At 64.9% G+C, this 12,157-nt stretch carries 22 protein-coding genes; all 22 read left to right on the forward strand.

Annotated elements, in window-relative coordinates:
- Positions 1-172 precede the first annotated feature (172 nt).
- The 22 genes from HCA61_RS00040 (at position 173) to rplO (ending at position 12,121) form a co-directional block, all read left to right on the forward strand.
- Positions 173-1,822: an amidase gene (locus HCA61_RS00040; protein ID WP_169685517.1), complete on the forward strand. Its 1,650-nt coding sequence runs from the start codon at positions 173-175 to the stop codon at positions 1,820-1,822.
- Positions 1,823-2,271: 449 nt separating this feature from the next.
- Positions 2,272-2,577 carry a 30S ribosomal protein S10 gene (gene rpsJ / locus HCA61_RS00045; RefSeq protein WP_003938093.1) on the forward strand — a complete coding sequence of 102 codons (306 nt, stop codon included), beginning with the start codon at positions 2,272-2,274 and terminating at the stop codon, positions 2,575-2,577.
- A 39-nt stretch (positions 2,578-2,616) separates the two neighbouring features.
- The gene (gene rplC, locus HCA61_RS00050; RefSeq protein WP_169685519.1) at positions 2,617-3,270 is read left to right on the forward strand and encodes a 50S ribosomal protein L3; all 654 of its coding nucleotides are present in this window, start codon (positions 2,617-2,619) and stop codon (positions 3,268-3,270) included.
- Complete coding sequence (gene rplD, locus HCA61_RS00055; RefSeq protein ID WP_169685521.1) at positions 3,267-3,950, forward strand: 50S ribosomal protein L4; 684 nt, start codon at positions 3,267-3,269, stop codon at positions 3,948-3,950. The genes rplC and rplD overlap by 4 nt, the downstream gene beginning before the upstream one ends.
- Complete coding sequence (gene rplW / locus HCA61_RS00060; protein WP_169685523.1) at positions 3,947-4,252, forward strand: 50S ribosomal protein L23; 306 nt, start codon at positions 3,947-3,949, stop codon at positions 4,250-4,252. Before rplD ends, rplW begins: the two co-directional genes overlap by 4 nt.
- Before the next feature lie 38 nt (positions 4,253-4,290).
- Positions 4,291-5,124 (forward strand): 50S ribosomal protein L2, encoded by an 834-nt coding sequence (gene rplB, locus HCA61_RS00065; protein WP_169685525.1) that lies wholly within the window; start codon positions 4,291-4,293, stop codon positions 5,122-5,124.
- A gap of 19 nt (positions 5,125-5,143) precedes the next feature.
- Entirely contained in the window at positions 5,144-5,425 is a 282-nt protein-coding gene (gene rpsS / locus HCA61_RS00070) for a 30S ribosomal protein S19 (protein ID WP_169685527.1), read from the forward strand.
- The gene (gene rplV, locus HCA61_RS00075; RefSeq protein WP_169685529.1) at positions 5,422-5,814 is read left to right on the forward strand and encodes a 50S ribosomal protein L22; all 393 of its coding nucleotides are present in this window, start codon (positions 5,422-5,424) and stop codon (positions 5,812-5,814) included. The genes rpsS and rplV overlap by 4 nt, the downstream gene beginning before the upstream one ends.
- Positions 5,814-6,605 (forward strand): 30S ribosomal protein S3, encoded by a 792-nt coding sequence (gene rpsC / locus HCA61_RS00080; protein WP_132471069.1) that lies wholly within the window; start codon positions 5,814-5,816, stop codon positions 6,603-6,605. The genes rplV and rpsC overlap by 1 nt, the downstream gene beginning before the upstream one ends.
- 4 nt (positions 6,606-6,609) lie before the next feature.
- Entirely contained in the window at positions 6,610-7,026 is a 417-nt protein-coding gene (gene rplP, locus HCA61_RS00085; protein ID WP_169685532.1) for a 50S ribosomal protein L16, read from the forward strand.
- Complete coding sequence (rpmC, locus tag HCA61_RS00090; protein ID WP_054716697.1) at positions 7,026-7,262, forward strand: 50S ribosomal protein L29; 237 nt, start codon at positions 7,026-7,028, stop codon at positions 7,260-7,262. The genes rplP and rpmC overlap by 1 nt, the downstream gene beginning before the upstream one ends.
- Positions 7,259-7,543: a 30S ribosomal protein S17 gene (gene rpsQ / locus HCA61_RS00095; protein ID WP_054805954.1), complete on the forward strand. Its 285-nt coding sequence runs from the start codon at positions 7,259-7,261 to the stop codon at positions 7,541-7,543. Before rpmC ends, rpsQ begins: the two co-directional genes overlap by 4 nt.
- A 297-nt stretch (positions 7,544-7,840) precedes the next feature.
- Positions 7,841-8,209: a 50S ribosomal protein L14 gene (gene rplN, locus HCA61_RS00100; RefSeq protein WP_003938082.1), complete on the forward strand. Its 369-nt coding sequence runs from the start codon at positions 7,841-7,843 to the stop codon at positions 8,207-8,209.
- The gene (gene rplX, locus HCA61_RS00105; RefSeq protein ID WP_169685534.1) at positions 8,209-8,526 is read left to right on the forward strand and encodes a 50S ribosomal protein L24; all 318 of its coding nucleotides are present in this window, start codon (positions 8,209-8,211) and stop codon (positions 8,524-8,526) included. Before rplN ends, rplX begins: the two co-directional genes overlap by 1 nt.
- A 1-nt stretch (position 8,527) precedes the next feature.
- Complete coding sequence (gene rplE, locus HCA61_RS00110) at positions 8,528-9,094, forward strand: 50S ribosomal protein L5 (protein ID WP_054716688.1); 567 nt, start codon at positions 8,528-8,530, stop codon at positions 9,092-9,094.
- Positions 9,095-9,098: 4 nt separating this feature from the next.
- Positions 9,099-9,284, forward strand: a complete 186-nt coding sequence (locus HCA61_RS00115; RefSeq protein ID WP_169685536.1) for a type Z 30S ribosomal protein S14 — start codon at positions 9,099-9,101, stop codon at positions 9,282-9,284.
- Positions 9,285-9,451: 167 nt separating this feature from the next.
- Positions 9,452-9,850, forward strand: coding sequence for a 30S ribosomal protein S8 (gene rpsH, locus HCA61_RS00120; RefSeq protein WP_054716682.1), 399 nt, complete (start codon positions 9,452-9,454; stop codon positions 9,848-9,850).
- A gap of 14 nt (positions 9,851-9,864) precedes the next feature.
- On the forward strand, positions 9,865-10,404 hold the full coding sequence (rplF, locus tag HCA61_RS00125) for a 50S ribosomal protein L6 (RefSeq protein WP_169685538.1): 540 nt from the start codon (positions 9,865-9,867) through the stop codon (positions 10,402-10,404).
- A gap of 2 nt (positions 10,405-10,406) precedes the next feature.
- Positions 10,407-10,814, forward strand: a complete 408-nt coding sequence (gene rplR, locus HCA61_RS00130) for a 50S ribosomal protein L18 (protein WP_054716703.1) — start codon at positions 10,407-10,409, stop codon at positions 10,812-10,814.
- 31 nt (positions 10,815-10,845) lie between these two features.
- A complete protein-coding gene (gene rpsE / locus HCA61_RS00135) occupies positions 10,846-11,496 on the forward strand; it encodes a 30S ribosomal protein S5 (protein ID WP_169685540.1) in 651 nt (216 codons plus the stop codon).
- A complete protein-coding gene (gene rpmD / locus HCA61_RS00140) occupies positions 11,496-11,675 on the forward strand; it encodes a 50S ribosomal protein L30 (protein WP_054805962.1) in 180 nt (59 codons plus the stop codon). The genes rpsE and rpmD overlap by 1 nt, the downstream gene beginning before the upstream one ends.
- A gap of 2 nt (positions 11,676-11,677) precedes the next feature.
- Positions 11,678-12,121, forward strand: coding sequence for a 50S ribosomal protein L15 (gene rplO / locus HCA61_RS00145; RefSeq protein ID WP_169685542.1), 444 nt, complete (start codon positions 11,678-11,680; stop codon positions 12,119-12,121).
- Positions 12,122-12,157: the final 36 nt, after the last annotated feature.

A 12,157-nucleotide genomic window follows, 5' to 3' on the forward strand; every position in this document is an offset into this window, starting at 1 on the left:
TCCTGTATTCGTCATCGGTGCGGGGCTTCGTCGACGGTGGACTCGTCGATCCGGGCGATTATGGCGTACGGACAACGCCACGTGATGTGAAACCTCCCGATGGCGACGACCGCTCGTCGGCTCGCTGCATGTCAACTCTGCGCTCGCAGGGTATTCGTGCTTCTCTGGACAGATGAGTAGTGCGCTCTCCCGCCGCCGGATGTTGGGCTCCCTCGCGGGAGGTGCCCTGCTTCTGGGGACAACCACCGCGCAGCGTAGTCATGCCGCACCGGTGCGGCGACTTCCGGATCCGGGTGCGGTCGACGCAACGGACCCTGCACTTCTGAGTGCAGTCGAGGCCGCGAGCCTCCTGCACGCCGGCCGCTTGCACCCGAAGGAACTGCTCGATGCATGTCTGGCGCGGACGCGGGCTTTCGACGGCGCGATCGGCGCGTGGGTGCGGCTGTATCCGGAGTTCGCATATGCCGGCGCGGACGCCGCGGGGGAGAGGCTCACTCGGGCGCGGAACGAGGGGACCGCGGCTCCCGATGTCTGTGGTCTGCCGATCGCGCTCAAGGACCTTTTCGCCGTATCGGGGCTGCCACTGACCGCCTCGAGCAGAGTGCTCGAAGGGAATATCGCGGCCGGCGACTCCGGTGTGTGGAGCAAACTCCGGGACGCAGGCGCAATCCTCATGGGACACGCTCACACCGACGAGTTCGCGATCGGTATCGCGACACCGCAGGTGGGAAATCCGTGGAACACCGAGATGTCACCGGGTGGGTCGTCGGGCGGCAGTGCCGCGGTACTCGCGGCCCGCTTCGCTCCGCTCGCGGTCGGCAGCGACACCGGGGGATCGGTGAGGTTGCCTGCGAGCGCATGCGGGATCTCGTCGATCAAGCCCACGTACGGCCGAATCACTTCGCACGGCATGATTCCGCTGACCTGGACCCGCGACCACGTCGGGCCGATGGGGCGAAGTCTCGCCGATGCATCGTTGATGTTGTCGATCCTCGCGACCGTCGACGTCGCCGATCCGATCACTGCGCTCGGGCCCCCGGTCCCTGCCGGTGGGTATCCTCTCGTGGCGAAGGGCGGCGCATCGCCGTTGGCGGGGATTCGGCTGGGGCTTCCGCCGTCGGACCTTCCACCGCCGTTGCAGACTCTTTTCGACGATGCGGTCCACCTGGCACGTTCGCTCGGTGCTGAGGTGGTCCCCGTGGTGATGCCCCCGACTCCGACCTCGCTCGCGACGGGTGATGTCGTCGAAATGGGTTCGTATCACCGGCAATTCGCCGACCGGATCGGTTTGTATCGCCCGGAGCGAGTGCCCAGTGTCGGGTCTGCGGTGGCGTCCCTCGCGGTGCCTGTCGTGGACTACCTCATGCTCGAGCGAGACCGGTTGCGATACCAGTACGAGTACAACGAACTCTTCGTCGACAACGATCTGGACGCGGTGATGATCCCTGGCACGAAGGTGGACGCTGCCCGGCGCGAGGAGTTTCTCGGGGTGAGTGTGACCGAAGGCGTACCGGGTGACGTGAAGTGGGCCAACTACTCGGGTGCGCCGGTTGTGACACTCCCGGTGGGGCGGTCGGCGGCGACCGGAATGCCGTTCGGTGTACAGCTCGGCGCGAGGCCGTGGCAGGACGAACAGATCATCCAGATCGGCCTCGAGCTGCAGGAAACGCTTCCGGTGTGGCGCGACCTGCCCGTTCTGGTGCCTGCGCCGGGAGTTGCGCCCGAGGTGGTCCAGGTCGCGCCGGGTCCCGGGCCGGACCCGACCAACACCCTGGATGCGGCCGCGCCGTTGCGGACGCCCCCGATGAACGCGATAGGTTAGGTGTCCGCTCGACCGGTGAGAATTCGCCGGAGTTGTACTCGGCGGTGGATTGCTGCATACTGGTCGGGTTGCCTTGACCGGGCCATGGATGTTTCGCGGCTCGGAACGGTGAAGTAGTGACAGTCGCGGATCGAGCCTTACGGCCAGGTCGCGGCCACATGCAAGACGGAAGCAGTACCAGCGTGCGCTCGTATGAGCGCATCCGGTCCCGTTCTGTGCGGTGTCGAAATGCAGATTTCGGCGCCGGGGAATGAGCGACGGAGCGACACGCCCGACCGCGTGGACCGGAGAACAATGACAGATGAACAGCGGCAGCGGATCGGGTGAGCCCGGCTCGCGATGTGTATGAGTGCTGTTCTCTGTCGCCTGTTCCGTTCGGAACTGTGCAGACGAGGTGGTTCCCGATCAGATCGGGTGCTACGAAACGCGGCAAGAAAAGGACACTAAGCGTGGCGGGACAGAAGATCCGCATCAGGCTCAAGGCCTATGACCACGAGGCGATCGACGCATCTGCGCGCAAGATCGTCGAGACGGTCACCCGTACGGGTGCCCGTGTGGTCGGCCCGGTGCCGTTGCCCACTGAAAAGAACGTGTACTGCGTCATTCGCTCGCCGCACAAGTACAAGGACTCGCGCGAGCACTTCGAGATGCGTACTCACAAGCGGCTGATCGACATCCTCGACCCGACGCCGAAGACGGTTGACGCACTGATGCGCATCGACCTCCCGGCGAGCGTCGACGTCAACATTCAGTGACTTACAGCGAGCTTGTAGAAGACGCAGCGGAGAGAACAGATGACTAACCAGATCAAGGGAATCCTGGGCACCAAGCTCGGCATGACCCAGGTCTTCGACGAGAACAACCGGGTCGTTCCGGTGACCGTCGTCAAGGCCGGACCGAACGTGGTCACGCAGATTCGCACGGAGGAGCGCGACGGCTACAACGCTGTGCAGCTCGCCTTCGGTGCGATTGCGCCGCGCAAGGTCAACAAGCCGGTCCGCGGCCAGTTCGACAAGGCAGGCGTGACCCCGCGCCGCCACCTCGTCGAGCTTCGTGTCGAGGACTCCTCGGAGTACGAGGTCGGCCAGGAACTGACCGCAGAGGTGTTCGAAGACGGCGCATTCGTCGACATCACGGGCACTTCCAAGGGCAAGGGCTTCGCCGGCACCATGAAGCGTCACGGCTTCGCCGGTCAGGGCGCTTCGCACGGTGCGCAGGCTGTGCACCGTCGTCCCGGCTCCATCGGTGGCTGCGCCACCCCGGGTCGTGTCTTCAAGGGCACGCGCATGTCCGGCCGTATGGGTAGCGACCGCGTCACGACGCAGAACCTCTCCGTCCACAAGGTGGACGCCGAGAACGGTCTGCTGCTTATCAAGGGCGCGATCCCCGGCCGCAAGGGCGGCCTCGTGATCGTCAAGACTGCAGTGAAGGGTGGTGCACGGGCATGACCAGCACCGAGACCGCAACCAAGCTGACGCTGGACGTCAAGGCTGCAGGTGGCAAGTCCACCGGCACCGTCGATCTCCCCGCGGAGATCTTCGACGCCCCGGCCAACATCGCGTTGCTGCACCAGGTGGTTGTCGCGCAGCTCGCTGCTGCACGCCAGGGCACGCACTCGACCAAGACGCGCGGAGAGGTCCGCGGCGGTGGTCGTAAGCCGTACCGCCAGAAGGGCACCGGCCGCGCCCGTCAGGGCTCGACCCGCGCACCGCAGTTCGTCGGTGGCGGCACCGTTCACGGCCCGCAGCCGCGCGACTACAGCCAGCGCACCCCCAAGAAGATGAAGGCAGCCGCCCTGCGCGGTGCCCTCTCCGACCGGGCGCGCAACGAGCGCATCCACGTGATCACCGAGCTCGTCGCGGGTCAGACCCCGTCGACGAAGTCGGCACGTGCCTTCCTCGGTGAGCTCACCGAGCGTAAGAACGTGCTCCTGGTGGTGGGACGTGCAGACGTCGCCGCGTGGAAGAGCGTGCAGAACCTGCCGAACGTCCACACGCTCGCACCCGATCAGCTGAACACCTACGACGTCCTCTACAGCGACGATGTCGTGTTCAGCGTCGAGGCGCTCAACGCGTTCATTCACGGGCCGGCCGAGTCGGCTCAGGAAGTCAAGGAGGAGAGCAAGTGAGCACGATCGCCGATCCGCGCGACATCCTGCTGGCTCCCGTCGTCTCCGAGAAGTCCTACGGGCTGATGGAAGAGGGCACCTACACCTTCCTGGTCCACCCGGACTCGAACAAGACGCAGATCAAGATTGCCGTCGAGAAGGTCTTCGGCGTCAAGGTGAGCAGCGTCAACACCGCCAACCGTCAGGGCAAGCGCAAGCGGACGCGGTTCGGTTACGGCAAGCGCAAGGACACCAAGCGCGCGCTCGTGACCCTGACCGCCGACAGCAAGCCCATCGAGATCTTCGGAGGCCCGGTCGCCTAGGCGCCGGAACTCGCGAGAGATAGAGGACGAGAAGACTCATGGCAATCCGTAAGTACAAGCCGACTACGCCGGGCCGTCGTGGCGCCAGTGTGTCGGACTTCGCCGAGATCACTCGGTCGACGCCCGAGAAGTCGCTGATCCGCCCGCTGCACGGTCGCGGTGGTCGCAACGCGCACGGTCGTATCACGACCCGGCACAAGGGTGGCGGACACAAGCGCGCATACCGCTTGATCGATTTCCGTCGCAACGACAAGGACGGCATCCCGGCCAAGGTCGCTCACATCGAGTACGACCCCAACCGCACCGCCCGCATCGCGCTGCTCCACTACGTGGACGGCGAGAAGCGCTACATCATCGCCCCCAAGGGCCTGGTGCAGGGTGCTCCGGTCGAGTCCGGCCCGACGGCCGACATCAAGCCGGGCAACAACCTGCCGCTGCGCAACATCCCGACCGGTACCACCATCCACGCGGTGGAACTGCGTCCCGGTGGCGGAGCCAAGATGGCCCGTTCGGCCGGCGCGAGCATCCAGCTTCTCGGTAAGGAAGGCACCTACGCCACGCTGCGTATGCCGTCCGGTGAGATCCGTCGCGTCGACGTGCGCTGCCGCGCAACCGTCGGCGAGGTCGGCAACGCCGAGCAGTCGAACATCAACTGGGGCAAGGCCGGCCGTATGCGCTGGAAGGGCAAGCGTCCTACCGTCCGCGGTGTCGTGATGAACCCGGTCGACCACCCGCACGGCGGTGGTGAGGGCAAGACCTCCGGTGGTCGCCACCCGGTCAGCCCGTGGGGCAAGCCCGAGGGCCGCACCCGCAAGAACAAGGCGTCCGACAAGCTCATCGTTCGTCGTCGCCGCACCGGCAAGAAGCGCTAGTCAAGGAGGGAGTTAGAGAATGCCACGCAGCCTCAAGAAAGGCCCGTTCGTCGACGACCACCTCCTGGCCAAGGTGGACGCTCAGAACGAAAAGGGCACCAAGCAGGTCATCAAGACCTGGTCGCGCCGCTCGACGATCCTGCCCGATTTCATCGGTCACACGTTTGCAGTCCACGACGGACGCAAGCACGTTCCGGTGTTCGTCTCGGATTCGATGGTCGGCCACAAGCTCGGTGAATTCGCACCGACCCGTACGTTCAAGGGCCACATCAAGGACGACCGGAAGAGCAAGCGTCGATGAGTACTGAAACCACAAACCCGAGCGCTCGGGCTGTTGCGCGCCACGTGCGCGTGACCCCGATGAAGGCGCGCCGCGTCGTCGACATCGTTCGCGGAAAGTCTGTCGAGGAAGCCCTCGCAATTCTGAAGTTCGCGCCGCAGGCCGCTGCAGAGCCGGTCGCCAAGGTCATCGCCTCGGCAGCTGCGAACGCACAGAACAACCTGAACCTCGACCCCAGCACGCTCGTCATCGCGACGGCGTACGTGGACGAGGGCGCAACCCTCAAGCGGTTCCAGCCGCGTGCACAGGGTCGCGCGTTCCGTATCCGCAAGCGGTCGAGCCACATCACCGTGATCGTGGAGAGCGTCGGCTCGAACTCGTCTCGCAATCGCCGGAAGGGAGCTCAGTAGTGGGCCAGAAGATCAACCCGCACGGCTTCCGTCTGGGCATCACCACCGACTGGAAGTCGCGTTGGTACGCAGACAAGCAGTACGCGGACTACGTGAAGGAAGACGTCGCGATCCGTAAGTTCCTGGCCTCCGGCCTCGAGCGTGCGGGCATCGCGAAGGTCGAGATCGAGCGCACCCGCGATCGTGTGCGTGTGGATATCCACACCGCGCGTCCGGGCATCGTCATCGGCCGCCGCGGCGCCGAGGCCGATCGCATCCGTGCCGAGCTCGAGAAGCTGACCGGCAAGCAGGTTCAGCTCAACATCCTCGAGGTCAAGAACGCCGAGTCCGAGGCTCAGCTGGTGGCGCAGGGCGTCGCAGAGCAGCTCTCGAACCGCGTGGCGTTCCGCCGGGCGATGCGCAAGGCCATTCAGTCGGCCATGCGTCAGCCCAACGTCAAGGGCATCCGCGTGCAGTGCTCGGGCCGCCTCGGTGGCGCGGAGATGTCGCGTTCGGAGTTCTACCGCGAAGGTCGCGTCCCGCTGCACACGCTGCGCGCGGACATCGACTACGGCCTCTACGAGGCGAAGACCACCTTCGGTCGTATCGGCGTGAAGGTCTGGATCTACAAGGGCGACATCGTCGGTGGCCGTCGCGAGCTCGCTGCTGCCGCAGCTGCTCCCGCCGACCGTCCGCGTCGTGAGCGTCCGAGCCGCCCGCGTCGTTCCGGCGCCTCGGGCACCACCGCGACGAGCACCGAAGCGGGACGGGCAGCCGACGCCCCGGCTTCGGCAGAGAACAAGGAGGGCTGACGCAATGTTGATCCCCCGGCGGGTCAAACACCGCAAGCAGCACCATCCGAGCCGTTCGGGTAACGCCAAGGGCGGCACCCAGGTTGCCTTCGGCGAGTACGGCATCCAGGCTCTCGAGCCGGCCTACATCACGAACCGGCAGATCGAAGCCGCTCGTATCGCCATGACCCGGCACATCAAGCGTGGCGGCAAGATCTGGATCAACATCTTCCCGGATCGCCCGCTCACCAAGAAGCCGGCCGAAACCCGCATGGGTTCCGGTAAGGGTTCGCCCGAGTGGTGGGTCGCGAACGTCAAGCCCGGTCGCGTGCTGTTCGAGATGAGCTACCCGAACGAGGAGACTGCTCGTGAGGCCCTGCGCCGCGCGATGCACAAGCTCCCGTGCAAGTGCCGGATCGTGACGAGGGAGGAGCAGTTCTGATGGCTACCGAAACCCCCGCCGCAGAACTTCGCGAGCTCACCGAGGAAGAGTTGACCTCGAAGCTTCGCGAGTCCAAGGAAGAGCTGTTCAACCTCCGCTTCCAGATGGCTACCGGTCAGCTGGACAACAACCGACGACTGCGCACCGTGCGTAACGAGATCGCTCGTATCTACACGGTTCTGCGCGAGCGTGAGCTCGGTCTGGCCACCGGCCCGGATGCGGGTGACGTGGCATGAGTGAGGAAAAGGCAGTGACCCAGAACGAAGAGCGCGCGAGCCGCAAGGTCCGCATCGGCTACGTCGTCTCGGACAAGATGGAAAAGACCATCGTGGTCGAGCTCGAGGATCGCGTGAAGCACCCGCTGTACGGCAAGATCATCCGCCGTACGACCAAGGTGAAGGCACACGACGAGAACGGTCTCGCCGGCATCGGCGACCGCGTGCAGCTGATGGAGACCCGTCCGCTGTCCGCGTCGAAGCGCTGGCGTCTGGTCGAGGTGCTCGAGAAGGCCAAGTAGTCCTCTCACACCTCGTGTGACGAAAATCCTCGGCCCGGCGTCCATTTCGGACGCCGGGCCGAGGTCGTGTTCGGAGTGCGGAAGCAGACGCGGAGTTTCGTGCGTCCCACCGGGATCCGGGATGGGAGTGATCGCACAGTTCGCTAATTTGCCCGGGGTACGGTATATGGCCTACCCTGGACGGGTTGCTTCGCGGGACCCGTGTGTCTTGCACACGTGCGCCGTGAGTAGCCGACGACCGCGTACGTCCAGGTCGGAAATCTGACGTACAAACCAATCCAGGTCAAGGAGACGTAAGTGATCCAGCAGGAGTCGCGACTGCGCGTCGCCGACAACACGGGTGCCAAGGAGATTCTCTGCATCCGCGTTCTCGGTGGTTCGTCCCGTCGCTACGCCGGTATCGGCGACATCATTGTCGCCACCGTCAAGGACGCCATCCCCGGCGGCAACGTCAAGCGTGGCGATGTCGTCAAGGCCGTGATCGTGCGCACCGCCAAGGAGCGCCGCCGGCCGGACGGCTCGTACATCAAGTTCGATGAGAACGCCGCAGTCATCATCAAGGGTGACAACGATCCGCGCGGCACCCGCATCTTCGGACCCGTCGGTCGCGAGCTTCGCGACAAGCGGTTCATGAAGATCGTCTCGCTCGCTCCGGAGGTGCTGTGATGAAGGTGCACAAGGGCGACACCGTGCTCGTCATCTCGGGTAAGGACAAGGGTGCGAAGGGCAAGGTCATTGCTGCCTTCCCGCGCGAGAACCGTGTCCTCGTCGAGGGCGTGAACCGGATCAAGAAGCACACCGCGGTCTCGGCCAACGAGCGTGGCGCCTCTTCGGGCGGCATCGTGACGCAGGAGGCCCCGATCCACGTTTCCAACGTTGCGGTCGTCGACTCGGACGGAAACGCCACTCGCGTCGGCTACCGGACCGATGAGGAAACCGGCAAGCGCGTTCGGATTTCCCGGAAGAACGGGAAGGACATCTGACATGACCACCACCGAGAACAAGATCCAGCCGCGTCTGAAGACCCGCTACCGCGCGGAGATCCGTGACGCGCTGAACGCGGAGTTCGCCTACGCGAACGTCATGCAGATCCCCGGCGTCGTGAAGGTCGTCGTCAACATGGGTGTCGGCGACGCAGCCCGCGACGCGAAGCTCATCAACGGCGCGGTCAACGACCTCGCGTTGATCACCGGTCAGAAGCCGGAGATCCGCAAGGCCCGTAAGTCCATCGCGCAGTTCAAGCTTCGCGAGGGTATGCCCATCGGTGCGCGTGTCACGCTCCGCGGCGATCGCATGTGGGAGTTCCTGGACCGTCTCGTGTCCATCGCGCTTCCCCGTATCCGCGACTTCCGTGGCCTGAACGGCAACCAGTTCGATGGCAACGGCAACTACACGTTCGGCCTGAACGAGCAGTCGATGTTCCACGAGATCGACGTGGACAAGATCGACCGCCCGCGCGGCATGGACATCACTGTCGTGACCACCGCTACCAACAACGAAGAAGGCCGTGCCCTGCTCAAGCACCTCGGCTTCCCGTTCAAGGAGAACTGAGCCCATGGCTAAGAAGGCACTGGTCAACAAGGCCAACAAGAAGCCGAAGTTTGCGGTTCGCGCTTACACGCGCTGCCAGCGTTGCGGTCGCCCGCACGCGGTGTTCCGCAAGTTCGGTCTCTGCCGCGTCTGCCTCCGTGAGATGGCACACGCAGGCGAGCTTCCGGGAGTTCACAAGAGCTCCTGGTGACGTGAGCGGGTGGGCGGAGACCTCGTGCCTCCGCCCACCGTCACGCTGTCAGGGGCCGGCTCATTTCGGGCCGGCTCGCATTTGAAACCAAATTCGCTGCAGGCCCACGACCGGATTCTTCCGGTGTTGCATGGGAACCGCTCCGAGAAAGGTGTACAGGTCAGACCATGACCATGACCGACCCCATCGCAGACTTCTTGACGCGTCTGCGTAACGCCAACACGGCGTTCCACGACGAGGTGAAGCTCCCGTCGTCGAAGATCAAGGTGAACATCGCCGAGATCCTCAAGCGCGAGGGCTACATCTCCGACTACCGCACCGAGGACGCCGAGGTGGGCAAGACCCTCGTCGTCGACCTCAAGTACGGGCCTTCCCGTGAGCGCAGCCTCGCCGGCGTGCGACGCGTGTCGAAGCCCGGCCTTCGTGTGTACGCGAAGTCCACCAACCTGCCCAAGGTCCTGGGCGGACTCGGCGTGGCGATCATCTCCACGTCGTCCGGTCTGCTCACCGATCGCCAGGCGGCCAAGCAGGGAGTAGGCGGGGAAGTCCTCGCCTACGTCTGGTAAGGGAGGCCACCACAATGTCGCGAATCGGAAAACTCCCCGTTGCAGTTCCCTCGGGTGTCGAGGTGAACATCGATGGCCAGAATGTCGCAGTGAAGGGCCCCAAGGGCAACCTGTCGCTGACGATCGCTGAGCCCATCTCCATCGCCAAGGGCGACGACGGGGCACTGAACATCAACCGCCCCAACGACGAGCGTCGCAGCCGTGCGCTGCACGGTCTGTCGCGGACCCTGGTGCAGAACCTCATCGTCGGTGTGACCGAGGGTTACACCATCAAGATGGAGATCTTCGGCGTCGGCTACCGCGTGGCGCTCAAGGGCAAGGACCTCGAGTTCTCGCTCGGCTACAGCCACCCGGTGCTCATCGAGGCCCCCGAAGGCATCACCTTTGCCGTCGAGGCCCCCACGAAGTTCTCGATTGCGGGTATCGACAAGCAGCAGGTCGGCCAGATCGCGGCCAACATTCGCCGTTTGCGTAAGTCCGACCCGTACAAGGGCAAGGGCATCCGCTACGAGGGTGAGCAGGTCCGTCGCAAGGTCGGAAAGACGGGTAAGTGATCATGAGCCAGACCGAGAACCAGAAGGCCAAGCGGATCCCGCGCGGCAAGGATGCGTCCACCACGCGTCGGCTGTCGAAGACGCGTCGTCATTTCCGCCTCCGCAAGAAGATCGCCGGAACGGCAGAGCGTCCGCGTCTCGTCGTCAACCGTTCGTCGCGCCACATGCACGTGCAGGTCATCAACGACCTCACCGGCACGACCGTTGCCGCTGCGTCGACCATCGAGGCCGACGTGCGTGCGCTCGAGGGCGACAAGAAGGCGCGTGGCGCCAAGGTCGGCCAGCTGATCGCCGAGCGCGCGAAGGCTGCCGGCGTGGAATCCGTGGTCTTCGACCGCGGTGGACACACCTACAGCGGCCGCATCGCGGCCCTCGCGGACGCAGCGCGCGAGAGCGGGCTGAAGTTCTGATGATCATCTTTTCGAACGGAAGGAACGTCTGATGCCGGGACGTCAGCGGCGTGACGGCGGAAACGGCCCCGCCGGACAGAATGGCCCCAACACCGGGGACAACCGTGGTGGTCGCGACCGCCGCGATCGCGACTCGCGCGGTGGCAACGCTGCCGAGCGGTCGAACCACATCGAGCGTGTCGTCTCGATCAACCGTGTGTCGAAGGTCGTCAAGGGCGGCCGTCGCTTCAGCTTCACCGCGCTGGTGATCGTCGGAGACGGCAACGGTGTGGTCGGCGTCGGTTACGGCAAGGCCAAGGAAGTTCCCGCGGCCATCACCAAGGGTGTCGAGGAAGCTCGCAAGAACTTCTTCCGCGTTCCGCTCATCGGCGGAACCATCACCCACCCGGTTCAGGGTGAGGCTGCTGCAGGCGTCGTCCTGCTGCGTCCGGCTTCCCCCGGTACCGGTGTGATCGCCGGTGGCGCGGTTCGCGCCGTGCTGGAGTGCGCGGGCATCTCCGACATCCTGTCGAAGTCGCTCGGCTCCGACAATGCCATCAACGTGGTGCACGCGACGGTTGCAGCTCTCAAGGGCCTGCAGCGTCCGGAGGAAGTTGCGGCTCGCCGCGGGCTTCCCCTCGAGGACGTCGCTCCCGCAGGCATGCTTCGCGCCCGTGCACTGGCTGCTGGGAGCGTGAAGTAATGGCAGAGCTGAAGATCACCCAGATCAAGAGCACCATCGGTACCAAGCAGAATCAGCGTGACAGCCTGCGCACCCTCGGCCTGCGGAAGATCCGCCAGTCGGTGGTCCGCGAGGACAACGCGCAGAACCGTGGCTTGATCAACGTGGTGCGTCACCTCGTGACCGTTGAGGAGGTCTGAGAATGACCATCAAGCTGCATCACCTGCGCCCGGCTCCGGGCGCGAAGACGGACAAGACCCGCGTCGGACGCGGTGAGGGTTCGAAGGGCAAGACCGCTGGTCGCGGTACGAAGGGCACCAAGGCGCGTAAGAACGTCTCGGCAGCCTTCGAGGGTGGCCAGATGCCCCTGCACATGCGTCTGCCGAAGCTCAAGGGATTCAAGAACGCATTCCGCACCGAGTACCAGGTCGTCAACGTCAGCGACATCGCCCGGGTCTTCCCGGAGGGTGGCCAGATCGGCGTCGACGAGCTCGTTGCCAAGGGCCTGGTTCGCAAGAACCAGCTCGTGAAGGTCCTCGGCGAGGGCGAGATCGCGGTTGCCGTTCAGGTGTCCGCGAACAAGTTCTCCGGCTCCGCCAAGGAGAAGATCGCCGCTGCCGGTGGTACTGCAACCGAACTGGCCTGACCGGTTCGATTCTGTATGAATCACGGCTGACGAACG

It is taken from the genome of Rhodococcus sp. HNM0563, from assembly GCF_012726195.1.
Lineage (GTDB): Bacteria > Actinomycetota > Actinomycetes > Mycobacteriales > Mycobacteriaceae > Rhodococcus.

Coding starts and splice junctions, on each gene's coding strand:
- HCA61_RS00040 (WP_169685517.1), top strand. CDS start 173: ATGAGTAGTGCGCTCTCCCGCCGCCGGATGTTGGGCTCCCTCGCGGGA.
- rplC (WP_169685519.1), top strand. CDS start 2,617: ATGACTAACCAGATCAAGGGAATCCTGGGCACCAAGCTCGGCATGACC.
- rplD (WP_169685521.1), top strand. CDS start 3,267: ATGACCAGCACCGAGACCGCAACCAAGCTGACGCTGGACGTCAAGGCT.
- rplB (WP_169685525.1), top strand. CDS start 4,291: ATGGCAATCCGTAAGTACAAGCCGACTACGCCGGGCCGTCGTGGCGCC.
- rpsS (WP_169685527.1), top strand. CDS start 5,144: ATGCCACGCAGCCTCAAGAAAGGCCCGTTCGTCGACGACCACCTCCTG.
- rplV (WP_169685529.1), top strand. CDS start 5,422: ATGAGTACTGAAACCACAAACCCGAGCGCTCGGGCTGTTGCGCGCCAC.
- rplP (WP_169685532.1), top strand. CDS start 6,610: ATGTTGATCCCCCGGCGGGTCAAACACCGCAAGCAGCACCATCCGAGC.
- rpmC (WP_054716697.1), top strand. CDS start 7,026: ATGGCTACCGAAACCCCCGCCGCAGAACTTCGCGAGCTCACCGAGGAA.
- rpsQ (WP_054805954.1), top strand. CDS start 7,259: ATGAGTGAGGAAAAGGCAGTGACCCAGAACGAAGAGCGCGCGAGCCGC.
- rplX (WP_169685534.1), top strand. CDS start 8,209: ATGAAGGTGCACAAGGGCGACACCGTGCTCGTCATCTCGGGTAAGGAC.
- rplE (WP_054716688.1), top strand. CDS start 8,528: ATGACCACCACCGAGAACAAGATCCAGCCGCGTCTGAAGACCCGCTAC.
- HCA61_RS00115 (WP_169685536.1), top strand. CDS start 9,099: ATGGCTAAGAAGGCACTGGTCAACAAGGCCAACAAGAAGCCGAAGTTT.
- rpsH (WP_054716682.1), top strand. CDS start 9,452: ATGACCATGACCGACCCCATCGCAGACTTCTTGACGCGTCTGCGTAAC.
- rplF (WP_169685538.1), top strand. CDS start 9,865: ATGTCGCGAATCGGAAAACTCCCCGTTGCAGTTCCCTCGGGTGTCGAG.
- rplR (WP_054716703.1), top strand. CDS start 10,407: ATGAGCCAGACCGAGAACCAGAAGGCCAAGCGGATCCCGCGCGGCAAG.
- rpsE (WP_169685540.1), top strand. CDS start 10,846: ATGCCGGGACGTCAGCGGCGTGACGGCGGAAACGGCCCCGCCGGACAG.
- rpmD (WP_054805962.1), top strand. CDS start 11,496: ATGGCAGAGCTGAAGATCACCCAGATCAAGAGCACCATCGGTACCAAG.
- rplO (WP_169685542.1), top strand. CDS start 11,678: ATGACCATCAAGCTGCATCACCTGCGCCCGGCTCCGGGCGCGAAGACG.